The following is a 25,083-nucleotide window of genomic DNA, read 5'->3' on the forward strand; positions in this document are numbered from 1 at the left end:
GAGGGGCCCGAGGAGGAGGCGGTTGCATGTGATCCACTCGGCGGGGTGGGATGGGGGCCATGACGATGCCTCGGACTCTCTATCTGTTCTGCTCGGCGGCGCCTCCGGTCTTCGACGTGGCCGGGGTCGTCGAGGCCGCCCAGGCCGACGGCTGGGACGTTTGCCTCGGGCTCACGCCGACCGCCGCCCGCTGGCTGGAGGGCAGCCTCGACGGGCTGGCGGTGCTGACCGGGCATCCGGTGCGCTTCGACTACGGAAGGCCCGGCGAGCCGGAGGTGTGGCCGCAGGCCGACGCCATCCTGTTCGCGCCCGCCACCTTCCATTCGGTGAACGCGTGGGCCCTCGGGCTGACGAACAGTTTTGTCATCGGGGTCGCGGCGGAGGCGATCGGGAGGGGGATTCCGACCGTGGCGATGCCGTGCGTCAATGCCGCGTATGAGCGGCACCCCGCGTTCGAGCGCTCGGTGGAGACCCTGCGCGGTGCGGGCGTGAGCGTGCTCCACGGCGAGGAAGTGTTCATTCCGAATCAGCCGGGGGAGGAGCGGCCGGAGGGATACCCGTGGCATGTCGCTCTTACCGCTGCCGCGCGCGTGCTCACGCCGTAAGGCGAAAGGAACGCCTTCCCTCCCGTCTTCGTTCGTCCGGGCCCCGGCAGGCTGTCCCGCGCCTCACCCAGGACCCGGCAAACCACCCGCTCAGCTCCGATAGCATGATCGAACGCCGGTCGCCCTCAGCGCCCGTCCTTCACCGGAGAAACGCACTGGCCGGCACGAAGGGCGACCTATTGACGGAAAATCTCACACATCGGCCAAATAATTGAACTCGATAATACCGCGGGTGCTTTCGCGAATAAACTCCAGAACGGATTCCGCCGCGTCGCGTCGGCCGCAGTCGAAGCTGTGGGCCGCCGTCGGCGTGGTGACCCTCGGGTTTTTCGTGGCGCTGGAGATCACCGCGCATCATTACGGCATGTCCGGGCCGGTCACCGGTCAGGTGCCGGAGCTGATTTTCGCCCCCAAGTCGGGGCCGCTCCTGTACGCCGGCATGGCCCTGATGATGGTGGTGCTCACCTGGCGGCAGCGGTTCATCGCCGCCGGTGTCGCGGTCGGTATCGACGCCGTATTCATGTCGGTGCGCTGGATCGTCGACGCCAAGATGGCCTTCGGAAATGGTCCACTGTGGGTGATGGCGGCCTGTGCCGTCCTCGCCGTCACGCGCCGCACCGGACAGGAACGCGTCCTTCTGCTGAAGGGTGTCGGGCTGGGGATGCTCCTCGTGGTCGGTCACAAGACCGGCGACACCTGGCTGCTCATCACCTCGAAGACCCGCCCGAACGTACTCGACCAGTACGTGGTGACCGCCGACCACGCGCTGGGCAACCCCTCCTGGGTGGCGGGCCAGATCGTCGAGGCCGGCGGCCCGGTGGGGTCGCACATCCTCCACTTCGTCTACGGGCAGCTGCCGCTCGCGGCGGCCCTCTTCGCGCTGTACCAATTGCGCAACGTGGCCGCGGAGCGCCGCTTCCCCGGCCATCACCTGGTGCGCACCTTCCTGGTCATCGGCCTGGTCGGACCGGCCGTCTACATGCTCTTCCCCGTGGTCGGACCCGTCTTCACCTACGGCGACGGGGCCTTCGGCACCGGCGGCGGAACCTGGGCGCTGGCCCAGATGTGGCCGGACACGGTGCCCTCCATCAGCGCCCCGCACCCGTTCCCGTACGACGAGATCACGCCGCGCAACTGCATGCCCAGCCTGCACACCGCGTGGGCCACCACGATCTTCATCCATTCCCGCAACGCCCCGCGGATCGGGCGCGTCGCCGGTACGTTCTGGCTGGTCGCCACGCTCGGCGCGACGCTGGGATTCGGTTATCACTACGGGGCGGACCTTCTCGCCGGTGCCGTGTTCGCCGTCACGATAGAAGCGGCGACGCGCTCGTTCGACCGGGGCTGGGAGCGGTCGGGAATCCAGTTCGTCCTTTACGGGTCGGCGGTCTTCACCGCGCTTCTGCTTTCCTACCGCTATCTGTCCCTGGAAATGGCGGACCATCCGCTGGTGTTCGCGCCCCTTCTCCTTCTGGCCACGGGCTCGGTCGTCCACGGATACGTACGGACCACCAAGGGGTGGAATGCGGAGACCGCGCGTGCCGGGAAGACGGAACAGGAAACGCAGCCCGAGATGGCATGAGCCCTTGAGGGGCGACGGGGGCCCTCCTCACCTGGTCGGCATGTCCTCCCGCTGGGCCTTGCGGCGAAGGGCGTCGTCGTCCGTGTCCGCGTCGTACGTGAGGAGCTTCGGCAGGACCGCCGCCAGCAGCGCCACGGACGCCAGACAGGCCAGGCCGCCGGACCAGAAGGCGGACCGGGTGCCCGTCCACCCGGCCATCCCGCCCGCTCGGACCTGCCCCAGCTGCGGGCCGACACTGTAGGAGAGCACCTCGATGCCCGCCAGCCGTCCCCGCAGGTGCTCGGGGATGGTCTGGTTCCAGATGGTGGAGCGCCCCAGGCCGCTCAGCATGTCACCGGCGCCCGCCGCCCCCAGGCAGAGCAGTACCGGCCAGATGTCGGAGCACCAGCCGGCCGCCGCGATCGCCAGCCCCCATCCGGCCGCCCCGAAGACCACCAGCAGCCCGTGCCGGCGCACCCGCGACGTCCACCCGCTGGTCAGGCTGACCAGCACCGACCCGGCCGATCCGGCGGCGTACATCAGCCCGAGGGCCCACGGCGCGTCCAGCTCGTCCGCCAGGAACGGGAAGATCGTGTTCGGGAACGCGAAGAGCATCGCCGCCAGGTCGACGGCGTACGTCCCCAGCAGCACCGGCCGCGACCAGGCGTAGCGCGCGCCCTCGGCGATGCCGCGCAGGGACGGCTTGTCGGCGTCGTGCGCGGGCGGGGCAGGCGAGAGGCGCAGGCACAGCAGGGCCGAGCCGAGGAAGCCCGCCGCCGTCAGGGCGTACGCCGTGCCGTGACCCGCGTACGCCACCACGAGGCCCGCGGCGGCCGGACCCGCGATCATGCCCGTCTGCCAGCGCACCGCGTTCAGCGCGGCGGCGGCGGTCTGCTGCTCGTGCGGCACGATCCGGGCCAGCAGCGAGTCCAGCGCGGGCCGCTGGAGCCCGGCCAGCGCCGAGACGCACGCCGCGACCACGTACAGCGGCCACAGCCGGGGGGTGCCCAGGACCGCGTTGCCCAGCAGCAGCACCGCCAGCACGGCCAGCCCCGCCTCGGTCGCCAGGATCACCTTGCGGCGGTCCACGGCGTCGGCGAGCGCCCCGCCGTACAGCCCGAACACCACCAGCGGCACCAGCTCGACCAGGCCCATCGCCCCCACCGCGAGCGGCGAGTCGGTGAGCTCCTTGATCTGGAGCGGCAGCGCGACCATCGCCATCGAGCCGGCGAGGATCGCGACGATGCCCTGCACCCAGAGCAGCCGGAAGTCGGCGGAGGACCGCCACGGGGAGAGGTCCGGCAGCATGCGGGCCAGACGGGAGCGGAGGGTGGGGGACGCCGTGGTGGTCACGAGTGACGATGGTGCGGGGCGGCGCCGATCCCGGGCAATCGATTTTCCGGCGGGGTCCGGCGGGTTCCCGGGGAGCCGCGGTTGCTCCCTCTGGGTCAAGCGGCTGTATCCCTGGGAGTGAATCGCTCCGAAATGAACGATTACCCGATCAGCTGGACCGGCTCGGCGTGATGGGCTTCGGCGGTCACCACGTTCCACCGAAATCTGGGAGAGACATGCGTATTCGCACTGCCTTCGTTGCCATGGCCGCTGTCGCCGGTGTGTTCGCCGGTACTGGTGCGGCGGTGGCCGACGCCGGTGCCAACGGTGTGGCCGTCGGGTCCCCGGGGTTCCTCTCGGGCAACGTGATCCAGGTGCCCATCCACGTGCCGGTCAACATCTGCGGCAACAGCGTGGACGTCGCCGGCCTGCTGAACCCGGCCACCGGCAACACCTGCGTCAACCGCTGAGTCCCCCTCGGGCGCCGGGGCCGACCCGGCGCCCAGGTGTGCTGCCCGGCCGGTACGGCACGTACAGCCGCTCCGGCCGGGCGGCCCGCAGGGTCCCGGCGCCCCGACGAGGCCCTGGCGGGGCGGGGGACCACCAATGATCACGCCTTGACGCCTTGATCACCCGCGCGGACAATCTCCCCCGGTGCAACGGGATCTCATGGGGGAGACATGGGCGGACTACGGACCATCCTGCTCGCGGTCGTCGGCGCGGTGGGCCTGACGGTGGGGACGGTGCCGACCGGAGCGGCGGCGGACCCGGGTGGGACGGCAGGGGTCGCCGACACGGCGACGTACAGGGTCTGGCACTGGAACGTGGCGGGTGAGGAGTCGAACTTCGGCTCCACCACCAACGGCCTCGTCGACGCGGTCATCGGCTCGGTCAAGTACCGCGACCCCGACTTCATCTCCCTCAACGAGATCTGCCCGGCGCAGTACCGCGCTGTCCTCAAGGGCCTTCAGGACGCCGCCTGGCCGCAGAGCCCGACCAACTTCGCACGGTTCGAGCCCATGCCGGACGTGGACGGAACCGGCTGCCGCACCGCCACGGGGGCGACGGAGCCGTACGGCGTCGCCGTGTTCAGCAGGTTCGCCCCGAGCGGCACCGACCGCGTCACGCTGCCCGCCGACGGCGACAAGGCGCGCAAGCTGCTGTGCGTGCCCGTGGCCTCCCAGCCCGGCGGACTGCGGTTCTGCTCCACGCACATCACCTTCAAGGCGGAGACGAAGGCGGCCCAACTGGAGGCGGTGCGGGGCAAGATGAACGAGTTCGGCGGCACCGTGATCACGGCGGGCGACTTCAACACCCAGCCCCACGACCCGCTGCTCAACGCCTGGTACGCGCCGAGCGTCGCCACACCGGACAACGGCGGCAACACGGGCACCTTCCGTGAGCTCGACGACCTCGACACGCTCTGCCCGGGCTGGGGCGAGCAGAGCACCGAGGGCGCGCTCCTCGGCAAGTGCGGGCAGAAGGCGAAGGTGGACCACGTCTTCGCTCCCGAGAGCCGTCTGGTCTCCTACGACGAGGACACCCACCCCATCGCCACCGACCGCTGCACCAACCGCAACGGCGTGTACATCCCGTGCTCCAACCACCGGATCGTGGACGCCACCGTGACGGTCTCGACGGGGCAGTGAGCCGGAGGGGCCGAAGGCCGGGCGGTACATTCCCGGGTCGCGGTCACAGGCACGCGAGCAGACCGTCGAGGGGCGCGGGCACCTGGCGGGGTGTGAGGGCCTCGACCAGGAGGTGGCCGTAGCGGATCTTGCGGCCCTTCCTCGTGCCGAGGAACCGCCGCATCCGCTGGTGCGGTGACCGGTCCTGCTGGGCGGGCTGCCGGGTGAAGGTCCGCCAGGCCGGAAAATCGCCCTCGGCCCGGACGATCTCCTCCACCCGGGGCACGCCCAGCGCGCGGACGAGTTCGTCCTCCAGGTCCGTCCTGCAGACGAAGAAGCCCTCGCGGGGAGCGTGCGCCCGGTCCAGGGCGCGGTCGTAATAGCGCAGTTCGCGTTCGTCGCAGAGCCCGGTCAGGCGCAGTCCGAGCCCGGGTGGTCCGAGGAGACCGGCGAAGCGTCCCACGCGCATCGCGCCCCCCATGGCTATGACGCACACGCCCTCGGCGGACAGATCACGGCCACGGCGCTCGGCCAGGGTCTCGACGGCCGCCCGATCGCTCGGCCCTTCGAGCAGTACCGCGGTCCGTACGCCCACCTGCGCGGCCAGCTCTTTCGCCGCCTCACCGGGACCGCCCGCCGCCCAGTCGGTGACCGCGTCCCGGAACACTCGCATCTGCGCCATGGAGGCGATTGTGCCCGCGCCCGGGCGGACCCGACACGGGTCTTTCTCCGGGCCCCGGCAGGCCGACCGCTCGGGACCGCGCGCCCGCGTGGACCACGAGGCGCCTACAGCACCAGCGACAGCTCCCACAGCGTCTCCCGGGCGCAGTGGGCCGGGTAGTCGTACGGGAGGTGGCGGGCGTAGCGCTCCTGGGCGAGGACGATCTGCCGCACCATGGTGTGGGTCAGCCGCAGGTTCTCCGCGCCGGCGAGCCCGGGCGCGTATCCCGCGACGAACACGTCGAAGGGAAGCCCCTCGCCGCGCTGGGCCAGCGCGGTCCCCAGGGTGCGCAGCGGGCCGGTCATGTGCCGGCGCGCGGCGCTGTGGAAGTGCGTGCCCTGCCGGTAGGACGCGTCCAGCAGCATGCACACCGCCCAGTAGTGGAGGTTGGCGAGGTGCCGCAGTGCCGGGACCGTCTCGTCGGGGACGGGGCTGCCGGAGGGGGGCAGTCCGCTGGAGTGGCGCAGTGGGAGGACCGGGTGGTCCGGGCCGGCCGGATTCCAGACGTCGGCGCAGTCCCGCAGGGCGGGATGGGTGCCCTCGAACAGGGACCGGAAGAGCGTGAAGTGTTCGCTCTCGCCTTCCTCGCGCAGCAGCTCCAGCCGGGCGAACCAGGACGCGTAGTCGAGCCGGTCCGGCTCCCGCTCGCGCAGCAGCTCCAGTACGCGGGTGACCTTCCGGTAGAGGCTGCCGACCTGGTTGGGGCGCGGGGCGGTGGGCGCCGCCGCGCCGAGCACCTCGTACAGGCGGTCCACGAAGGCGCGGTCCTCGGGGGTGTGCTGTCCGGCGGGGTCGACGGCGCTGGGCGACGCCTCGACGTACACGTACTTGGCCACGCTGTGCAGGCTCAGCGGTTCCAGTACGAAGTCGAAGGGATAGATGTCCTGTTCGTAGGGGAACTGCTGGCGGCCGAGGTGGGGGGCCGCGCCGAGCGCGACGAGCAGGGAGTTGACGATGTCGAGGTGGGTCATCTCCTCGATGGCCACGCCCATCAGATGCAGCGGCCGTCCGCCGTAGCGGTGGCTGGGCCAGCCGGCGAGGTCGGCGAAGCGCGGCAGTCTGACCGAGAAGGCGGCGTACAGGTACTGCACGAGGAGCGAGTGTTCGATCTCCGCGCCGTCGCGAAGGAGACGGATCAGTTCGAGGGTGGGGTCGTCGAAGACCGGGGTGTAGCCGAGCCGTTCGGTGTCCGCCGAGGTCAGGGCACGGGTGCGGCTCGGACGCGCGGTGGCCCCGCGGGCGGCGGACACGGCGGCGGGAGCAGGCGGTGGCTCCGCGAGGTGGTGGGCGGCCTGTGCGGCGTCGAGCACGCCCGCCCGGTACCGCTCGTAGTTGGTGCAGCGGCACACATGTGAGCCGAGGACGGTGTCGACCGTCTCCTCCAGTCCCTGCCCGGCGTCACCCGCACCGCCGCCCCGCGCCGCGTGGTCGACGACGACGCTTCCGGCGACGGTGAAACCGGCCGTGCAGTAACCGCACTGGAACGCCTGACGGTCCAAGAACGCCTGCTGTACGGGATGCAGCGCCTCCCCGGCCGCCAGGCCCTCCACGGTGGTCACCTCCCACCCCCGTACGTGCCGCATGCTGGTCATACAGGCCTGACGGGTGACCAGCGGGGCCTGGGCGCGGGTGCGGACCGCCACCGTGCAGGCCCGGCATTCCCCGATGGAACAGCCGATCTTGGTGCCGGTCAGCCCCAGCTCCTCGTGCAGGAAGTGGACGAGGGACATGTCGCCCGGCACCGAACGCCCGTGGTGGCGAACGCCGTTGACGGTCAGATCGAGCTCGGTCTCCGGCTCCTGCATCAGGACCGCCCGTCGTCGGGAAGGGCCAGGTCGGCCAGGCGGATCGGGGTGCGCACGGGCCAGCAGCGGTCGTCGCCCTGGCCCAGCGCGTGCGCGACGGCGTTGGCGACGGCCGGGGCGACGCTCGTCATGGTCGCCTCGCCGACGCCCTTGTGCCGCAAGTGGGGGCCGTCCGCGCCGAGTACGCCCGTCGCGGGCAGCGGCATCAGCACCGTCGCGCGCCGGATCCCGGTGATGTCGGCGTACCGGGCGAGGCGGTAGCGGTCGAAGTTGACGTAGGGACCGGCCCCGGTCTCGGGGGGCAGCTCCTCGTGCAGCGTGTGGGAGATGCCCATGGCTAGCCCGCCTTCGACCTGGCCCTCCAGCGAGGCCGGCAGCAGCGGATCGCCCGCGTCCAGGAACGTCACCGCGTCCACCACCCGGATCGTCCCGTGGCGCGGCACGACCTCCACCCCGATCAGATGGCCCGCCGCCGCGTACAGCGACCGTGGCACGAAGTCCCCGCCCGGCCCCCGCGCGGGCGGAGCCCTCAGCGGGCCGACGGGCGCGAGCGGCACGGGGTCGTCATCCGGCGAGCGGACGAGCGCCAGCGCGTCGACCGAGGCCTCGTGGGAGACCCCGTCCGCCTGGAACGTCGCCCGCGACCAGCCGTTGCAGAAGAAACCGTGCGCCATGACGCACGTCTGCGCCCCGGTACGCTCCAGCTCACGCGCCAGCGCCGCGAGCGGCACCACCGGCCGGCCCGGCAGCCGTACCGCGCCGTCCCGCCAGGCCGCCAGCAGCTCGTCGTCGCTCAGAGCGGGCTCGTCGAGCAACGTGCGTGCCACGGGGAGCAGACGCAGGCGCAGAAGGGCCCGGCAGGCCTCCCGGACGACGTGCACATGGAAGAACGCCGTCTTGGAGGCGCTGCTCGCGCCGTGGGACAGCGAGATCTTCACCTGGTCGTGCGACCCGGCCTCCTTGAGCCGCTGGGCGAAGCGTTCGAAGGGGCCCACCTCACCGAGGCGGGCCACGGCCGGTACGCCCAGTACCTCGTGGACGGCCTGCTCCAGCGCGGCACGGGAGCCCTGCCCCATCTCCACGCTCTGCCCCCACACCACCGCCCGACCGTCCGGACCCGCCTGAACGGCCGTGTAGACGCTGTCCTGGGTGGTCCCGTACGCCTCCATGCAGCAGGCGAAGCCCACCCCGTACAGGACGCCGTCCCCGCGCCCGGCGCCCCGGTCGCGTGCCTCCTCGCGCCCCTGCCACAGCGGGTGTTCCCGGGCCGCCGCGCACACGTCGGCGGCGGCGACGTGGAAGCGCAGCGGGGTGCCCGCGAGGTCGGTGTCGGGGGCGCCGGCCGGACCCGCCGTGCCGGAGCGCACCACGTTGGCCAGGCGGAAGTCGATGGGGTCCATGCCCAGGCCCCGCACCGCGAACCGGTCGATCGCGGTCTCCAGGTTGAACGCCACCTGCGGGATGCCGAAACCGCGCATGGAACCGACGATCGGGATCGCCCGCTCCAGCACGATGGCGTGCACGGAGGCCCGCGGCACCCGGTAGGGGCCGGTGGCGTGCAGGGCCGCCAGCCCCAGCACGGGCCCGTTGAGGTTCGCCTCGACACCGCCGTGCAGCACCACGAACGACCGCATGGCCCGGATCCGCCCGTCCGGTTCGGCGCTGATCCAGCTGCGGACGGCCGAGGCATGGCGTTTCATACCGCCCTGGAACTGCTCGCGCCGGTCGTAGGCCAAGCGGACGGGGCCCGGCGCGAACACGGCCGCGAGTGCCAGGTAGTACGGGAACGGCGACTTGTCCCGGCCGCCGAACCCGCCTCCGCAGTCCTTCGACCACAGCCGCACGGAACGCACCGCCGGGTGGTTACGGCCGAGCAGCGTCTGGATGTCGGGCACGTCGCCGTGCGGCGACTGCGTGCCCAGCACCAGGTGCAGAGTGCCGGAGGAGCGGTCCAGCCAGGCCAGCCCGGCCTCCGGCTCCAGGAACGCCGGGTCGATCTGCTGGGTGAACGTCGTGGTGACGGCCCGCGGCGCCCCGGGCGAGGCCATGTCGTCCTCCACCGCCTGGAACAGCTGTTCCGCGGCGGTGTCGGGCTGCCCGTTCCTGACGAACGTCCGTTGCGCCGCGTCGTAGGCGACACGGCCCCTGCTCCAGTGGGAGTAGCCGTCCGGGACGGTGGCGTCGAGCAGGTAGTGGGCCTGGCGCTGCGCGCCGGTGAACTCCCGCCGCGTCCACGCCTCCAAGTCCTCGGCGATCCGCTGCTCCTCGGCGGGCGCCGGCACGCCGTCCTCGGGGGCGGCGCCGTACGTCACCGGAGCCGCGCCCTCACGCAGCTCCTGGGCCGCGCGGCGGAACCGTACGAAGTCGCCGTAGACCACGACGGCCACCGGCTGCCCGAGGTAGTCCGCCCTCTCACCCGCCGGCAGCAGGGCCTGGACGTTGTCGGCGGAGACCCGGTTGCTGTACGGGGGCTGGGGGAGGTCGGCGGCGGTGACGACCACATCGGGCCGCAGCTCCACGGGCACCCGTCCGAAGTCCACCCCGGTGAAGGGCCGGTCGACGTGCCGGCTGCGCAGCAGCAGGGCGTGCAGGCAGTCCGCGGGCCACCCCAGGGCGGCCAGGTCCACCGGGCGGAAGTCGCTGGCGAAGACCTTCTGCCCGGTCACCCTGCGCCTGCGGCCTTCGGCCGCGTCGCCCTCACTTCCCATGGCTCCGACCTCAACACCCGCCGGGGCCGTCGGCAACCCACGATGGGCTGGACGGGGCCCGGCGCCCCCCCCGCGCGGCACCGGCGTTTGTTAGGCTCCCCTTGCCTCCCGCGGGGGAAGTCCGGTGAGAGTCCGGCGCTGACCCGCAACGGTGTGCGCGGCGCCCTTGGTCCGTCGCGTGAGCCCGATCGCCCGTGGAGGGCCAGCGACCCGTTGACTGCTCGCCGTGGACTGCGAGCGGGGGGACCCGCGCGGTCGGCACGGCCGTACGGGCCGTCTCCTGCGCGATGTCCAGCAGGCGGCCCCTACGAAGGACGGCCCCTCCCGTGCACCGACGCACATCCCCCAGCCGGATACCCGTGCTGCCGCTCGGCCTGTCCCTGGCGCTGTTACTCCTGCTGTCCCTCGTGGGCGGCGTAGGTCTCGGAGCCGCCGGGGTCGGCTGGCCGAACGTGCCGCGCTTTGTGTGGGCCGGACTCACCGGCGCGACCGTGCGGGCGGGGGACGCCGCCCCGTACACCATCGTCTGGGAGATCCGGCTGCCCCGGGTCCTGCTCGGCGCCGTGGTCGGAGCCGGACTCGCGTCCGTCGGCGTCGCCGTGCAGGCGATGGTCCGCAACGCGCTGGCCGACCCGTTCGTCCTCGGCATCTCCTCGGGCGCGGCGGTGGGCGCCAACGCCGTCATCCTGCTGGGAGCGTTCGCCGGGCTCGGGGTGTGGGCCCTGTCGGTGTCCGCGTTCACCTCGGCACTCGCCGCCATGGCGCTGGTGTACGCCGTGGCCCGCTCGCCGCAGGGGCTGACCCCGCTGCGGCTGATCCTGACGGGCACGGCACTGGCGTACGGCTTCCAGGCCCTCACCACCGTGATGGTGTTCGGCGCGGTCCGCGGCGAGGCGGCGAGGTCGGCGATGATGTGGCTGCTGGGCAGCCTGGGTGGCGCCACCTGGGCGCAGGTCCCGCTCGCCGCGGTGACGGTGGCCGCCGGGTGGAGCTGGCTGCGGTGGCGCGCCGAGGCGCTCAACGCGCTCGCCATGGGCGACGAGACCGCGGCCGCCCTGGGCGTACGACCGGCGAGGCTGCGCCGGGAGTTGTTCGTGGTCACGGCGGCCGTCACCGGCACCGTCGTCGCGGTCAGCGGGGCCATCGGATTCGTCGGACTGATGGTGCCGCACGTCGCGCGGATGCTCGTCGGCGCCGACCACCGCCGGGTGCTGGCCGTGGCCCCGCTCGCCGGGGCGGTGCTCCTGGTGTGGGCGGACGTGCTGTCCCGGCTGCTGCTCGCCCCGGCCGAACTGCCGGTGGGCGTGATCACCGCGGTGGTCGGGGTGCCCGCGTTCCTGCTGCTGATGCGGCGCGGCGGCTACGCGTTCGGAGGCCGGTGACCATGCGGCTCGACATCGACGAGGTGACGGTCGAGGCCGCCGGGACCCGGCTGGTGCGGGACATCCGGCTCACCGTGGACAGCGGGGCGTTCGTGGGACTGGTCGGCCCCAACGGCAGTGGGAAGTCGACCCTGTTGCGCTGTGTCTACCGAGGTCTGCGCCCGGCCCGGGGTGCGGTACGGCTGGACGGTGACGACCTGCACGCCATGGACCCGCGGGCCGTGGCCCGGGTCCTGGCCGCGCTGCCGCAGGAGTCGGCCGCCCAGTTCGACTTCACCGTCACCGAAGTGGTCGCCATGGGACGGCTGCCCCATCGCGACCGTACGGGCGCGTCCGACCGGGAGATCTGTGCGGACGCGATGGCACGCACGGGCGTCACCCACCTCGCCGACCGCGGCTTCCTGGCCCTCTCCGGCGGGGAGAGGCAACGCGTCCTCATCGCCCGGGCACTGGCCCAGCAGCCCCGGGTCCTGGTCCTCGACGAACCCACCAACCACCTGGACATCGCCCACCAGCTGGACGTCCTGTCCCGGGTCCGCGACAGCGGTCTGACCGTGCTCGCCGCCCTGCACGACCTCAACCTCGCCGCTGCCCACTGCGATGTCCTGTACGTCATCGACGGCGGCCGGATCGTCGCCGACGGACCACCGCACGACGTGCTGCGGCCCGAGCTGCTCGCGACGGTGTTCAAGGTGCGCGCCCACCGCGTACGCCACCCCGAAACCGGCGCCGTCCAGCTCCTGTTCGACCTGCCCACCCCCACCACCCCATGAGGACACCCATGCGTAAGCTGCTCGCCGCCGTTGCCTGTCTCGCCGCGACCGCCACCGGCTGCGGCGCCGAGGTCGAGTCCTCCGGGGACACCAGCGCCTCGGCGGTCACCCTGACCAACTGCGGCCACCGGGTGACGTACGACAAGGTCCCCGAACGCGTCGTCACCAATGACGTCGGCATCACCGAGCTGATGTTCGCCCTCGGACTCGAGGACCGCATGGCCGGTTTCGCCATGCCCGACGACAAGGGGGACGTCGGCGGACTGCCTTGGAAGGGCGGATACGACAAGGTGAAGTGGCTGTCCAAGGACCAGCTCACCAGAGAGAACGTGCTCGACGCCCGCGCCGACCTCGTCTTCGCCGGCTGGAACTACGGCTTCCGTGAGGACGGCGGTTTCACGCCCGAGGCCCTGAAGAAGCTCGGCATCCCGTCGTACGTCCTCACCGAGTCCTGCCACAACGGCCGTACGGCGTCCTCGCGCGGCATCATGCCGCCGCTGGACGCCCTCTACACCGACCTCACCAACCTGGGCAGACTGTTCGGTGTCGAGAAGCGGGCCGCCGCGCTGATCCGCGACTTCAAGCAGCAGATCGCGGACGTACGGGCGAAGGCACCCAAGGGCGCCGACCGGCCGTCGGTCTTCCTCTACGACAGCGGCCGCGACACACCGTTCACGTCCGGCCGCTATGCCGCGCCGGAGCAGATCATCACCGAGGCGGGCGGGGTGAACGTGATGCACGACGTGGCGGACTCCTGGACCACCGTGGGGTGGGAGAGCGTCGTCGAGCGGAACCCGGACACCATCGTCATCTGCGACTACGGCGACGTGAGCGCCGAGGAGAAGAAGAGGTTCCTCCTGTCCTACGCCCCCCTGCGCAACGTCTCCGCCGTCAAACACCGGCGCATCTTCGTCCTCGACTACGCGGACCTGGTCGAGAGCCCCCGCAACCCGTCGGCGATCGCGAGGCTGGGGGCGTATCTGCGGACGGGGGCGGGGGAACGGTAAAGGGCACGGCGCCGGCCGTGCGAGGGCGTGACGGCCGGTTCCGGGAGCTTCACCCGCCCATGGGGCCGGCTCACGCCCTACGGCCGGACGGCCACGCAGATGTTGTACCGCCATGTCTCCTGGTGCCGGTACATCTCCACCCCGCTCATCGCGTTGACCAGGCTGTCGCCGCGCCCCACACCGCGCGCCACCGCGTACGGCAGCCGGCCCAGCACCGAGAAGCACCGCAGCATGGGCAGCATCTTCTCCGTCGCGTCGTAGGACGACTCGACCGTGAACCCGGTTTCCCGGAGGAGCCGCTCCAGGTGTCCATGGGGCATCGTGAGCATGCCCGGCATCCCGGAGAGCTCGCAGACCCGCACCAGCGCGGACCGCGCGCGCTGTACCAGACGGTCCTGCGGAGTGCTGGAGTACTCGCACATCACCAGCCTCCCGCCCGGGCGCAGCACCCGGAAGAACTCGGCGAGCCCCTGCCCGGGGTCGGGGGAGTGGACGAAGGACTCCATGGTGTAGACACCGTCGAAGGAGGCGTCCGGGAACGGCAACGCGTGGTAGTTGGCCACGAGGAAACGGGTACGCCCGTCCGGTACACCGATACGGGCCGACCGCTGCCGGGCGATCGCGACGTCCGGCTCGATCCCGTCGATCCCCGTCACACACGCCCCGCCCGCCCGGGCGACCGTGCGCGCCGTGTCCCCGACCCCGCACCCGGCGTCGAGCACCGAGGCCCCCACGGGCAGGTCCAGCCTGCGGGCCACGACGACTTCCATGCGTCTCATGGCCGCGGTGAAGCCCCAGGGGGAGTGGCCCGGCTCGTACCACCCGAAGTGGCGCGTGCGGCCGAGCAGCGCCGCGTAGCCGAAGCGTGAGCCGAACGCCCGGTAGTACGGGAGGACGTGCCGCCGGTAGTGGACGTCGGTCCCGGTCACTTGGGTCATCGCTCGGCTCCTAGTCAGTAGCCCCGTCCCGCCCGAGGTCTCCAGGGAGAGCAACGACCATGCGCCTCGTGGGTCACCGGGCGCCACCCCACGGGGCGTGCGCTGCTCCGAGGCACACACGGTCGAGGGCGCGACCCATCGGCAGAGCTGCGGCCCCGGCCCGTCGCGCCCATCATGGGTGGTGGCATGCGATCGGGCGTGCGGGACGACAGCACGGGCGACAGGGGGCCGAAGGCAACGGGGAGGGCGGCCGGAAGGGCACCATGGCATCCATCGAATCCGTCCACGCACGGCAGGTCCTGGACTGCGGGCACCGGCCCATCGTCGAGGTCGAGGTCCGGACCTCCACCGGCCACGTGGGGCGCGGAGCGAGCCCCACCGGTCAGTCGGTCGGGATGTACGAGGCGGTCGTCCTCAGGGACGAGGACCCCGGTTCGTACGACGGGCTCAGCGTGCACCGGGCCGCGGACAACGTTCACCACGTCATCGCCCCGGCCCTGGCCGGCAGAGACGTGGCCGACCAGGCGGCTCTGGACGGTCTGATGATCGAACTCGACGGAACCGCCCGCAAGGCCCGGCTCGGCGGCAACGCCGTCTACTCGGTCTCGGTCGCCTGCCTGCGCGCCGCGGCCGCCGTCGCAGGTCAACCCGTCTACCGGATGATCGCCCGGACCGACCTGAGCACCCTGCCCGTGCCGAGTTTCAACGTCGTCAACGGCGGCCGGTACGGCGACGTCGTCCAGGCGTTCAACGAGTTCATCATCGTGCCGTACGGGGCGGCGGACATCGCCGAAGCCGTCGAGACCGGTATCCGCGTCTTCGACCGGCTGGGCACGGTCATCGAGAAGTACACCGGCGCACCCCCCGGCGTCGCTCCCTCGTACGGCTACCGCGCGCCCAGCGGCGACCCCCGTGCCGTCCTCGAACTCATCCAGGAGGCCGTCGACGTCTCCGGATGCGCCGACAAGGTGGCCTACGCCCTCGACTGCGCTTCGAGCGAGATGTACGACGCCGTGGCCCATACCTATGAACTCAAGGGTGACCGGGTCACCTCGGCCGACCTCGTCGACTACACCCGCGCGTTGACCAAGGACTTCGACATCCTCTTCGTCGAGGATCTCCTGGACGAGAACGACTGGGACGGCTTCGCCCACGCCGTCTCCCGGCTCAGCCGCACCCTCGTGCTCGGGGACGACCTCATCGCCACCAACCGCGATCGCCTGGACCGGGCGCTCGCGGCCCGGGCGGTCGACGGCTTCATCCTCAAACCCAACCAGGTCGGCACCATCACCGAAGCCCTCGCCACTTACGACACCGCCGTCCGCAACGGCCTGGTGGCCGTCCCCTCCGGCCGTTCCGGCGGCGTGATCGACGACATCGTCATGGACCTCTCCATCGGACTGCAGGCACCCTTCCAGAAGAACGGCGCACCGCGTACGGGCGAACGCATCGAGAAACTGAACTTCCTGCTGCGGGCCGCCGACACCATCCCCGACTGCCGCCTCGCGGACATCCAGCACCTCGTCCGCTTCTAGGGGCGCCCGGTGCCGCCAGGGCGAAGGCCGGGCGGGGCGACGGCGGTGGGCGAGCTCCTCGGTGGCGAAGGCCTCACCCGGACTGTCACCGCACGGCACGGGCCGGCGTACCGGCAGGCGCGGCCGGAACGTCCTTGACGAAGACGATCCCGTCGCTGTCCGCCAAGTGAGCGGGATCGAGGGGGGAGTAGCCGAACCAGGGGGATACGCGGGGGGCCGGTCCCGGGTGGCCCAGGGTGGTGGCCAACTGCCGGGCGCCGATGAGACGGTGGCCCTCCGGGAGCGCGTAGAGAAGGCCCTCGACGGTGTCCGGCGGCGGGGCGTCCACCCCCTGGTGCCGGAGCGTACCGAGAGCCATGGCGAGGAAGGCGTACTCCTCGCCCAGGCGTGCGCTCACGAGGGCACCGGCACTCCACCACTCCACCGGACCCTGCCACATCCGCATCGTGCTCCTGTGCCGTTGCAGATGGGCGTTGTGGGCGTGGACCAGGGTCCGGCCCGTTTCGGCGAGGGCGAGCAGGTTGTCGGCCATCATCTGGTCCCGCAGGGCCACCAGGCGGGTCATACGGGCGGGCGAGGTGTCGGCCATCCAGTGGTGGTAGCGGAGCAGACCGGTGGCGGTACGCGCGTACAGACGCGCCCGCTCATGGTCTGCGCGTGAGGGCGCCGCGACCAGGTGCGGTGCCTGGGCGTCGAGCAGCGACGCCAGCTCGTCCGCAAGCAGCCGCAGTCGACGGGCCTGGGCGGACTGCCCCACGGACTCGGCCGGGTCCGTCATCGCGGCGGGCCGAGTCCACTGGTCGTCGGCTCCGAGCAGCCGGTCGAGAGCGTCGGCGGTGCAGGGGAGCAGGTCCGCGTCCACCTCGGCCGCGAGGTAGCCGTGGAGCGCGGTCAGGGCCTGCCGGGGGCTCGCCGCGGCGGTCATCTCCAGCGGACCGTCGAAACCGGCGAAGCGGACCCGCTCGGCCTCGGGGCGGCCCTCGTTGCAGGTACGCATCCAGCGCACGAGCTCGCGGTTGGCCGCGGACTTGTTGAACCACTCGTGGCTGAAACCGTGTTCCATGACGTCGTCCAGGGTGCCCGTGCCCGAGGTGACGTACTCGTCCACGACCAGGCCCCGCATGCAGTCGCTCTCGATCGCGATCACCCGGTAGCCCTCCTCTTCGACGAGCTGCCGGAAGAGGTCGTTGCGCAGGCGGAGGAGGGTCTGCTCACCGTGGGCGGGTTCGCCGAGGGCGAGCAGCCGCGGCCGGTCCGCAAGCAGCCCCATGACGGTGGCGGCTTCGACGGGCCGGGCGGTGTGGTTGATGTCGTCCTTGATGTCACTGGCCATGACTTCAACGCTATCGTTGAATCAAGGGTGTAAACTTTCGCGCGATATGGTCGCTTCCATGGGGCGAAACCTTCAAAGCGGTGTACGGCTGAGGCCGGTGGATCTCGCTCGCGGACACGGTCTGTCCACGCAGGCGGTCAGGAACTATGAAGAGGCGGGCATCCTCCCGGCCGCCGACCGCACGCCCCACGGCTACCGCACCTACACCCCGCGCCACGCCCAGGCCCTCGGCGCGTTCCTCGCCCTGGTGCCCGGCCACGGCCACCGGACGGCGACGGCGATCATGCGGGCGGCGAACCAGGGCGCGGTCGACGAGGCGCTGCGACTCATCGACGAGAGCCACGCCCAGCTCCTCGACGACCGCCGGACCCTCCAGGCCGTGGAGAGGGCCCTCCGTGACCTGGATCCCCTGGACCCACCCATCCCCGAACCGGCCGCGCCGCGCGGGCCCGAGGGCGGGTTCATCGGTCCCCTCGCCGGGAAGCTCGGCCTGCGGCCCGCGACACTGCGCGCCTGGGAACGCGCCGGACTCGTACGCCCCCGCCGCGACCCGCGGACCGGCTACCGCGTCTACGACGAGGCCGACGTGAGGGACGCGCGGCTGACCCACCAACTCAGGCGCGGCGGCTACCTCCTGGAGCAGATCGCCCCCTTGATCACCCAGGTGCGGTCGGCAGGCGGACTGGAGCCGTTGGACACCGCACTGACCGACTGGCGCGACCGCCTGTCGGCCCGGGGCCGAGCACTGCTGGCCGGAGCGGCGGAACTGGAGGGCTATCTGCGGGCGTACGGGTGAGATTCGGGGGGCGTGGGAAAACCCCGTGTGAGAGCCACAGTGCTTCGCCGCCGTCGAACTGCCCCGGCCTCAGCCCTCCCGGAACACGGTCAGCGCCGGGCCAGCGCGGCATTCGCCTTCGTCAGCAACGGGATGAGGACGTAGGCGGCGACGGGCACGACTATCACCGTGAGTATCAACGTCCGCAGCAGGAGCGGAAGATGGGCCGTGGTCGGACCGATCAGGCCGAGGACGAGGGTGATGGTCGGGTAGACGGCCAGCCAGGTGATCACGGCGCGGCGGTGGATGGACGGAGCGGCGGCGGGCTGGCGCGCGGACATGAATCCTCCTGGTCGGGGGCCGGAGAACTGCTCTCCAGCCATCAGGTGGGAGTCTGGTGTGCGCCCGGCTTCCCTGTCCAACCATGCGCGGGGCAGCCCCTGTTACCCGTCCCGACGCGCGCGGGTGCCGATGGCCGAAGCCGCATCGGCCATTCCGGGCGACGGCCCGGCCATGTTCCGGCGTGCTGATGGTCCCCGTACCCGCCCATGAGCACCGTTGGTGTAGGAGCAGGAGTCTCTCGGGAGGGCAGCTCATGGCGTACACCTACTTCGACACCGCAGGTCTGCCGCAGGAGGAGCAGTTCACCTGGTGGCGCGAGGCCGTCGGCCGGGGCGTGGCGCCGGTGCGCATCACCAGCGACGCCATCGGCTTCGACGGGAGTATCGGCGCCCTGACCTTGGGAAATCTGCACCTCACGACGATGTCCTTCCCCGAGCTGTGCTCGGAGCGGACATCCGCACTCGTGCGCCGGAGCGATCCGGAGAGCTACGAACTCGCCCTCGTCCTCGGCGGATCCATGGCCGTCTCCCAGGGCCGCGGCGAAGCCCGGCTCGGGGCGGGCGACTTCGCGATCTGGTCGTCCTCGTCCCCGTACCGGGGTGTGGCCGGCTGCGAGCCGGGCGACGGCGGCTCGCGGGCGATCGTGCTGAACCTGCCACGGGCGCTCGTCCCCGTCCCGGAGGCCGGGCTCCGCGCCGTACTCGCACGCACGCTGTCCGCCAGGAGCGGTATGGGCCGCATCCTCGCCCAGTACCTGCTCTCCGTGGCGCGCGAGGCGCGGGAGCTGAGTGAGCGGGACAGCGCCCGACTCGGGGTGACCAGTCTGGACCTGGCCGCCGGGTTTCTCGCCGAACAGGCCGACGCGGCGGCGCGCCTGCCCGGGGAGACCCGTCGCCGGCTCCTCCTGGCCCGGATCGACCTCTTCCTCCAGGACAACCTGGCCGATCCCCGGCTCGACCCGGCGGCCGTCGCCGCCCACCACCACATCTCCATAAGGCAGTTGCACCAGATCTTCCGCGACCACGACGAGACGGTGGCCGCCTCGATCCGCCGTCGCCGGTTGGAGGGGTGTCGCGCCGACCTGGCCGACCCGGTTCTTCGTCACGTGTCCGTACGCGACATCGCCCTGCGCCGGGGGATGGAGAGCCCCGAAGGTTTCAGCCGGGCGTTCCGTGCCGCTTACGGTGTGCCCCCGGGCGAGTACCGGCGCACCGCCGTCGGGAACGGGCCACTCTGAGCGCGCCACGGCAGGTGCGGCCGCCGGGGCGTCCGCGTCGGGGGCGGCCCAGGGGTCGCGATTCGTGCAACTGCCGGGTCGCCCACTAAGGTTCCTGGTCACGACCGCACCCCGTTCGATCCACGGGCCGGTCAGGGCTCTGCCGCGGTCGGTGGCATCTCCACGGCCGCCGTGCCGGTCTCTGCCCGCTCGGGCCCTGGAAAACGGGGGCGATCACGGCGGGGCCAGCCGGGCCCCGGCCGACTGGTCAGGAGGAACGAGTGGCACAGATCATCGCCGAGGTCTCACGGACGTTCAACGAGTTCCTGCTCTTGCCGAACCGGCCGCGGACCGACACGTCGGCCGCGACCGTGGACCTGCGCGCGCCGCTGGTGCGGCACATCGCAGGCGAGGCGTCCGCGATCGAGCTGCACACCCCGTTCACCTCCGCGATCATGCAGGCCGTCAGCACCCCCGAACTCGCCATCGCTCTGGCGCGCAACGGCGGTCTCAGCTTTCTGCACCACAACCAGCCGATCCAGGACCAGGTCGCGGCCGTCCGCCAGGTGAAGAACTTCAAGGCCGGTTTCGTCACCAGCGACACCAACGTCCGGCCCGACGACAGCCTCGGACACCTGGTCGACGTCATGCGCCGCACCGGCCACAGCACCGCCGCGGTCACCCACGACGGGACCGCCACCGGCCGTCTGCTCGGCCTGGTCACCTCCCGGGACTTCCACCCGCAGCGCCACGCCCTGGACGGACCGGTCAGCGGCCGGATGACCGCCGTCGCCGACCTCGCCCACGCCGGGCCCGACCTCACGCTCTCCGAGGCCAACGCGCGGCTGTGGGACGAACGGCTGGACTGCCTGCCGGTGCTGGACGACGAGGGCCGCCTTCAGTACCTGGTCTTCCGGTCCGACTACACGGACAACAAGCGCTTCCCCCACCAGCTCGTGGACGCGGCCAAGCGACTGCGCGTGGGCGCGGGCATCAACACGCACGACTACCAGGAGCGCGTCCCGGCCCTGCTGGAGGCGGGCGCGGACGCGCTGTGCTTCGACTCCTCCGACGGCTACAGCGACTGGCAGGCGCGGGCGCTGAGCTGGGTGAAGAAGCACTACCCGGAGATCCCGGTCGGCGGCGGCAACGTGGTCGACGGCGAGGCCTTCACCTTCCTCGCCGAGGCGGGCGCGGACTTCGTCAAGGTCGGGGTGGGCGGCGGCTCCATCTGCATCACCCGCGACCAGAAGGGCATCGGGCGCGGCCAGGCCAGTGCCGTCCTGGACGTCGCGGCGGCCCGGGACGCGTTCCGCGAACGCACCGGCGAGCACGTGCCGATCTGCTCCGACGGCGGGCTGGTGCACGACTACCACGTGGCCCTGGCACTGGCGATGGGAGCCGACTTCGTCATGATGGGACGCTACTTCGCACGCTTCGACCAGGCGGCCGGCGCGAAGCTGCCGACCCGCGACGGCTTCGTGAAGGAGTACTGGGGCGAGGGCTCGAACCGGGCCCGCAACTGGCAGCGCTACGGCCAGGGAGGGCAGGGGCTGGTCTTCGAGGAGGGCGTGGACGGATACGTGCCGTACGCGGGCGACCTCGACGAAGGGCTCGCCCTGACCGTCGCCAAGCTCAGGACCACGATGGTCTCGTGCGGCTCCCGGACCCTGCCGGAGTTCCAGTCCACGGCCCGGCTGACGCTCGTGTCGGACCAGAGCTTCCAGGAGAGCCACGCCAACGTCGCCCTGCGGGACACCCCGGTGGCGGTCTCCTGACGCACGCCGACGGGCGGCGTGGAACGGCCAGGTCGTGGGCCGTGGCCCCAGGACGACCTGGCCGTTCGGTCCGGTGGGCAGGACGACGTGGCTGTTCCGCCGTGACCGCGCGGTGGGTTTTGACGCCGGCGGACCTTCTCGCTCGGTCAGAACCAGTGCAGGCAGTGCGGGGCGCGTTCGGCGCGGAAGAGGGTGTCCGCGAGCATGGCGGCGCCCGGGCGGTGGGTGCGGATGTGCCCGGCCCGTACGAGCGTGCTCGGGGCGGTGCCGCCGAGGTAGACCGAGCCCAGGTCGCTCACGTCCAGGGACAGGTCGGGTGCCCGGTCCGTCGCGACGCACTCGGCCCTGCCGTCCCGGACGGTCAGCAGATAGCGGCCGTGCTCGTCGAGGAAGGGGTCGCCGACGTCGAGGACGAGCTCCCCGTCCGTGAAGTAGCCGCGCGCGCTCAGCGCACGCGGGATGTCCAGCAGCCGCACCCACAGCCAGTCGGTGTCGTTGCTCACCTGCCCGGCGCGGAAGTCCTCCAACTGCCAGCGCAGTGGGTGCCCGGGCGGGAAGTGCTTGAACACGACCTCACCGACCAGGTCGTGTCCGAGGAGGAAACGGGCCAGGGCCGTGAAGGCGGCGTCGTCGGTGGCGATGGTCTCGTCGACCGTCAGGGTGCCGGGTTCGGTGAGGGTGTAGCTGGCGTATCCGTCCGGTACGCCGTCGGCGTCCCGGTGGACGGCGACGTACCGCCGCGCCGGAGAGACCGGCGGCTGGCCCGCGCCCAGGTCCCACCAGCGGTGCGGCCGTGACAGCGCGCCCGGCTGCGCTCGCCGGTACCGGTCGTAGACCTCTTCCAGGATCCCGCCGCAGTCGGCGCGCCGCAGCAGCTCGACCGAGCCGGTTTCGGAGCCGGTGTGGGGGGCGTCGGCGGTGGCGTCCGCCCGGGGGAGGGCGAGGGCGGCCTTGTGGCGCGGCACGGTCAGCCGTCGCGTGTAGGTCGCGGGACCGTAGCCGAACCGGCGGTAGATCAGGGCCTCGGAGGCCAGCAGCACGGAGAGGCACTCCCCCCGGGCCCGCAGATCCATGAGCTGATGCCGCATCATGGCGCTGAGGACGCCTTGGCGCCGGTGCGAGGGCAGGACGCCGACCGCGGTCACCCCCGCGGCGGGGACGAGGATCTCGCCGGGGAGGGTGAGCTCGAAGGTGTACGCACCGGCGGTCCCGACCCGCTGCCCGTCCGCCGTCACGGCGAACAGACCCCGGTCCATTTCCAGCGCCGCCCACCACACACCGCCGCCGCCTTCGGCCGGGGCCTCCGGGAAACGCCCGAACGGGGCATGGAGGGTATCGACGAAGACGTCGAAGTCCTGGTCGGTGGTGGAGCGTATCTCCATCGCTGCCGCGCCTTTCCGGGATGCCGACACCACGTCCTGGAGTGTCCCGTCCCAGTGCAGTGCCGACTCACGGCGTGGTCAAGCGAATTACGGACGGACCGACGGGTGGGGCGTGGTGGGACCGGTGCGGGGCCTCCCCGCCCTCACACCCAACCGCCGCGTGGGAACACCGACTCGATCGGGTCGTGGAGGGTGACCTGGAGGGCGCGTGCGGCGTTGTGGTGGGTGTCCCGGCCGTCCGGCCCGGGCTCGGCTCGTTCTCTTGTACAAGGAGTTTCTCTGTGTCTTCGATGCTGAAGCTGTCCGCCACCGCTCTCGCCGCCGGTGCGGTGGTTGCCGGCGGTGCCTCGGTGGCCTCCGCGGACGCGGGTGCCCACGGTGCCGCGACGCACTCGCCCGGTGTGCTGTCCGGGAACCTGGTGCAGATCCCCGTGCACGTGCCCGTCAACCTGTGCGGCAACTCCATCAACGTGATCGGGCTGCTCAACCCGGCGTTCGGAAACACCTGCGTCAACGACTGACCTTGCCCGTCAGGCCGTTTCCGGACCCGGCCCCCCACGTCGGGTCCGCCGCTGCGGGCTTCCTCCTCCGCACCGGCGGGCCCGGCGACCGGCCGTCCCCCGACGCGCGTGTGCCGGCCCGCTCGGATGTGCTGAGCGGGCCGGCGTCGTGCGCTCCGCAGCCCCACACCGCCGAGCACACACAGGACAAGCCGGCCGGGGCCGCCGCCGCGGCGTCCCGGAGGCTCCACCGACCGGGTAACCCGTATCGGGTGGTGTAACCCCGCCACGCCGTGGTTCTTGAGGCCGGTGGGGTCATGGGCGTGTTCCCGCAGGTGGGGCACCTCCGGTGAGGATTCGGTCTCCCGCCCGGGCGCGGCCGTCGTGTTTCGTCGCCGCCCCCCGTGACCCTCTCCTGGACCCCTTCTCCGGATGTTTTCTTCGGCGACTGCGTCATTCACCCACTGAACTGCGATGTTCGGGGTACTCGCGGGCCATGGGAAGGGCCGGACCGCCCGGCCCGCAGGAACGAGAGCGACGGGAGGTGACCGCCATGACGGGCACGCATCCGCAGGAATCCGGGTTCGACCACAGCCCGCGCCACTCCGGACAGGAGCCGGTGAGCGAGCTGGTGCACCGGGCTTCGCAGCAGTTGACGGAGCTGGTGCGCGGGGAAATGCGCCTGGCGCAGGCGGAGATGAAGGAGAAGGGCAAGCGCTACGGCAAGGGTGGCGGGCTCTTCGGCGGTGCCGGAGTGGTCGGCTTCCTGATGCTCCAGGCGCTGGTGGCCACCGCCATCGCGGGGCTGGCCGTGCCCCTGCCCGTGTGGGCCGCGGCGCTGATCGTGACCGCCGTGCTGGGAGTGATCGCCGCCGTGCTCGCCCTCAGCGGGAAGAAGCAGGTCAGCCAGGCCGCACCGCCCGTTCCTGAACAGGCGATCGAGAATGTGAAGGCCGACGTGGCCGAGATCAAGGAGAGCGCACAGCGATGACCCAGCGACCCCAGGACGAGCCCGCGGACGCAGGTCCCGACGAACTGCGCGAGCACGTCGAACAGACCCGTGCCGACCTCGGCGAGACGGTCGAGGCGCTCGCTGCCAAGGCGGACGTCAAGGCCCGTGCCCAGGAGAAGGCCGGCGCCGTCAAGGACCAGGCCGCGGTGAAGGCCGACGAGCTGAAGACCAAGGCCGTGGACATGGTCCATCAGGCGCAGGACAAGGTGCCCGACCCGGTCAAGGACAAGGCATCCCAGGCGGCCGAGGCGGCCCGCGCGACAGCCACCAGGGCCGGCCGGCTCTGGCAGGACACGGCCCCCGAACCCGTCCAGCACAAGGCGGCCCAGGGTGCGCGACTGGCCCGGGAGAACCGCACCCTGCTGCTGGCGGCCGCCGGAGCGGGCCTGTTCGTGTGGCTGGCCTGCCGCCGGAAGGGGTGACCCCGATGAAGGCATCGAAGATCGTCTACAAGCCGGTCGGCCTTGCGCTCGGCGCCGTCAGCGGTCTGCTGGCCAGCGCCCTGTTCAAGCAGGCGTGGAAGGTCCTCGGCCACGACGAGGACGCTCCCGACGCCACCGACGAAGAGCGCACGTGGAGCGAAGTGGTGCTGGCCGCCGCGTTGCAGGGTGCGATCTTCGCCACGGTCAAGGCCGCCGTCGACCGCGGCGGAGCCACCGCGACCCGCCGTCTCACCGGCACCTGGCCCGGCTGAGCGAGCAACCCAGGGGGTGCCGGTCGTACGCGAACCGGCACCCCCTTCGCCATGCC

The 25,083-nt window shown here is 71.8% G+C and carries 23 protein-coding genes; 15 read left to right on the top strand and 8 right to left on the bottom strand.

Going from position 1 to position 25,083, the window contains the following annotated elements; all coding sequences use genetic code 11:
* Positions 1–59 precede the first annotated feature (59 nt).
* Both ACZ4MU_RS22180 and ACZ4MU_RS22185 read left to right on the top strand, forming a co-directional pair.
* Entirely contained in the window at positions 60–605 is a 546-nt protein-coding gene (locus tag ACZ4MU_RS22180) for an HFCD family protein (protein ID WP_467879231.1), read from the top strand.
* Between the two features lie 232 nt (positions 606–837).
* Positions 838–2,187, top strand: a complete 1,350-nt coding sequence (locus ACZ4MU_RS22185; protein WP_467879233.1) for a phosphatase PAP2 family protein — start codon at positions 838–840, stop codon at positions 2,185–2,187.
* 27 nt (positions 2,188–2,214) lie between these two features.
* Here ACZ4MU_RS22185 and ACZ4MU_RS22190 read toward each other — a convergent pair whose 3' ends face one another.
* Positions 2,215–3,474, bottom strand: coding sequence for an MFS transporter (locus ACZ4MU_RS22190; protein WP_467879342.1), 1,260 nt, complete (start codon positions 3,472–3,474; stop codon positions 2,215–2,217).
* Positions 3,475–3,734: 260 nt separating this feature from the next.
* Between ACZ4MU_RS22190 and ACZ4MU_RS22195 the strand changes: the two genes are divergently transcribed.
* Both ACZ4MU_RS22195 and ACZ4MU_RS22200 read left to right on the top strand, forming a co-directional pair.
* On the top strand, positions 3,735–3,968 hold the full coding sequence (locus ACZ4MU_RS22195) for a chaplin (protein ID WP_467879236.1): 234 nt from the start codon (positions 3,735–3,737) through the stop codon (positions 3,966–3,968).
* A gap of 210 nt (positions 3,969–4,178) precedes the next feature.
* Complete coding sequence (locus ACZ4MU_RS22200) at positions 4,179–5,147, top strand: endonuclease/exonuclease/phosphatase family protein (protein ID WP_467879239.1); 969 nt, start codon at positions 4,179–4,181, stop codon at positions 5,145–5,147.
* A gap of 43 nt (positions 5,148–5,190) precedes the next feature.
* Here the strand turns inward: ACZ4MU_RS22200 and ACZ4MU_RS22205 are convergent, their stop codons facing one another.
* The 3 genes from ACZ4MU_RS22205 to ACZ4MU_RS22215 all read right to left on the bottom strand — a co-directional run bounded on the left by ACZ4MU_RS22205 (position 5,191) and on the right by ACZ4MU_RS22215 (position 10,360).
* On the bottom strand, positions 5,191–5,808 hold the full coding sequence (locus ACZ4MU_RS22205; protein ID WP_467879242.1) for a TOPRIM nucleotidyl transferase/hydrolase domain-containing protein: 618 nt from the start codon (positions 5,806–5,808) through the stop codon (positions 5,191–5,193).
* A 104-nt stretch (positions 5,809–5,912) separates the two neighbouring features.
* Positions 5,913–7,652, bottom strand: a complete 1,740-nt coding sequence (locus ACZ4MU_RS22210; RefSeq protein WP_467879244.1) for a ferritin-like domain-containing protein — start codon at positions 7,650–7,652, stop codon at positions 5,913–5,915.
* The gene (locus ACZ4MU_RS22215) at positions 7,652–10,360 is read right to left on the bottom strand and encodes a xanthine dehydrogenase family protein molybdopterin-binding subunit (protein ID WP_467879247.1); all 2,709 of its coding nucleotides are present in this window, start codon (positions 10,358–10,360) and stop codon (positions 7,652–7,654) included. The genes ACZ4MU_RS22210 and ACZ4MU_RS22215 overlap by 1 nt, the downstream gene beginning before the upstream one ends.
* Positions 10,361–10,647: 287 nt before the next feature.
* Here ACZ4MU_RS22215 and ACZ4MU_RS22220 point away from each other — a divergent pair, with 287 nt between their 5' ends.
* Genes ACZ4MU_RS22220 through ACZ4MU_RS22230 form a run of 3 tightly spaced genes read left to right on the top strand, consistent with a single transcriptional unit; the run spans position 10,648 to position 13,522 of the window.
* Positions 10,648–11,742 (top strand): FecCD family ABC transporter permease, encoded by a 1,095-nt coding sequence (locus tag ACZ4MU_RS22220; protein WP_467879250.1) that lies wholly within the window; start codon positions 10,648–10,650, stop codon positions 11,740–11,742.
* Between the two features lie 2 nt (positions 11,743–11,744).
* Positions 11,745–12,515 (top strand): ABC transporter ATP-binding protein, encoded by a 771-nt coding sequence (locus ACZ4MU_RS22225; RefSeq protein ID WP_467879253.1) that lies wholly within the window; start codon positions 11,745–11,747, stop codon positions 12,513–12,515.
* 8 nt (positions 12,516–12,523) lie between these two features.
* Entirely contained in the window at positions 12,524–13,522 is a 999-nt protein-coding gene (locus ACZ4MU_RS22230) for an ABC transporter substrate-binding protein (protein ID WP_467879258.1), read from the top strand.
* 77 nt (positions 13,523–13,599) lie between these two features.
* Here ACZ4MU_RS22230 and ACZ4MU_RS22235 read toward each other — a convergent pair whose 3' ends face one another.
* Complete coding sequence (locus ACZ4MU_RS22235) at positions 13,600–14,460, bottom strand: class I SAM-dependent methyltransferase (protein WP_467879261.1); 861 nt, start codon at positions 14,458–14,460, stop codon at positions 13,600–13,602.
* 263 nt (positions 14,461–14,723) lie between these two features.
* Between ACZ4MU_RS22235 and eno the strand changes: the two genes are divergently transcribed.
* On the top strand, positions 14,724–15,995 hold the full coding sequence (gene eno, locus ACZ4MU_RS22240) for a phosphopyruvate hydratase (RefSeq protein WP_467879264.1): 1,272 nt from the start codon (positions 14,724–14,726) through the stop codon (positions 15,993–15,995).
* Positions 15,996–16,080: 85 nt separating this feature from the next.
* Here the strand turns inward: eno and ACZ4MU_RS22245 are convergent, their stop codons facing one another.
* A complete protein-coding gene (locus ACZ4MU_RS22245; RefSeq protein WP_467879266.1) occupies positions 16,081–17,328 on the bottom strand; it encodes an erythromycin esterase family protein in 1,248 nt (415 codons plus the stop codon).
* Positions 17,329–17,386: 58 nt separating this feature from the next.
* Between ACZ4MU_RS22245 and ACZ4MU_RS22250 the strand changes: the two genes are divergently transcribed.
* On the top strand, positions 17,387–18,124 hold the full coding sequence (locus ACZ4MU_RS22250; protein ID WP_467879269.1) for a TioE family transcriptional regulator: 738 nt from the start codon (positions 17,387–17,389) through the stop codon (positions 18,122–18,124).
* 89 nt (positions 18,125–18,213) lie between these two features.
* Here ACZ4MU_RS22250 and ACZ4MU_RS22255 read toward each other — a convergent pair whose 3' ends face one another.
* Complete coding sequence (locus tag ACZ4MU_RS22255) at positions 18,214–18,444, bottom strand: putative antibiotic biosynthesis monooxygenase (RefSeq protein ID WP_467879271.1); 231 nt, start codon at positions 18,442–18,444, stop codon at positions 18,214–18,216.
* 254 nt (positions 18,445–18,698) lie between these two features.
* On the opposite strand from ACZ4MU_RS22255, the gene ACZ4MU_RS22260 reads away from it, so the two are divergent.
* Together ACZ4MU_RS22260 and ACZ4MU_RS22265 are read left to right on the top strand one after the other, a co-directional pair.
* On the top strand, positions 18,699–19,682 hold the full coding sequence (locus ACZ4MU_RS22260; RefSeq protein WP_467879274.1) for an AraC-like ligand-binding domain-containing protein: 984 nt from the start codon (positions 18,699–18,701) through the stop codon (positions 19,680–19,682).
* 260 nt (positions 19,683–19,942) lie between these two features.
* Complete coding sequence (locus tag ACZ4MU_RS22265) at positions 19,943–21,439, top strand: IMP dehydrogenase (RefSeq protein ID WP_467879277.1); 1,497 nt, start codon at positions 19,943–19,945, stop codon at positions 21,437–21,439.
* Positions 21,440–21,585: 146 nt separating this feature from the next.
* On the opposite strand, the gene ACZ4MU_RS22270 is transcribed toward ACZ4MU_RS22265, so the two are convergent.
* On the bottom strand, positions 21,586–22,821 hold the full coding sequence (locus ACZ4MU_RS22270; protein WP_467879280.1) for a GNAT family N-acetyltransferase: 1,236 nt from the start codon (positions 22,819–22,821) through the stop codon (positions 21,586–21,588).
* 290 nt (positions 22,822–23,111) lie between these two features.
* On the opposite strand from ACZ4MU_RS22270, the gene ACZ4MU_RS22275 reads away from it, so the two are divergent.
* From ACZ4MU_RS22275 to ACZ4MU_RS22290, 4 genes are all read left to right on the top strand, one after another.
* Positions 23,112–23,342, top strand: a complete 231-nt coding sequence (locus ACZ4MU_RS22275) for a chaplin (protein ID WP_467879344.1) — start codon at positions 23,112–23,114, stop codon at positions 23,340–23,342.
* Positions 23,343–23,874: 532 nt separating this feature from the next.
* Positions 23,875–24,312, top strand: coding sequence for a phage holin family protein (locus ACZ4MU_RS22280; RefSeq protein WP_467879283.1), 438 nt, complete (start codon positions 23,875–23,877; stop codon positions 24,310–24,312).
* On the top strand, positions 24,309–24,755 hold the full coding sequence (locus tag ACZ4MU_RS22285) for a DUF3618 domain-containing protein (protein ID WP_467879286.1): 447 nt from the start codon (positions 24,309–24,311) through the stop codon (positions 24,753–24,755). Before ACZ4MU_RS22280 ends, ACZ4MU_RS22285 begins: the two co-directional genes overlap by 4 nt.
* Before the next feature lie 5 nt (positions 24,756–24,760).
* Positions 24,761–25,027, top strand: a complete 267-nt coding sequence (locus ACZ4MU_RS22290; RefSeq protein WP_358835820.1) for a DUF4235 domain-containing protein — start codon at positions 24,761–24,763, stop codon at positions 25,025–25,027.
* Positions 25,028–25,083 lie beyond the last annotated feature (56 nt).

It is taken from the genome of Streptomyces sp. NPDC026377, from assembly GCF_055567715.1.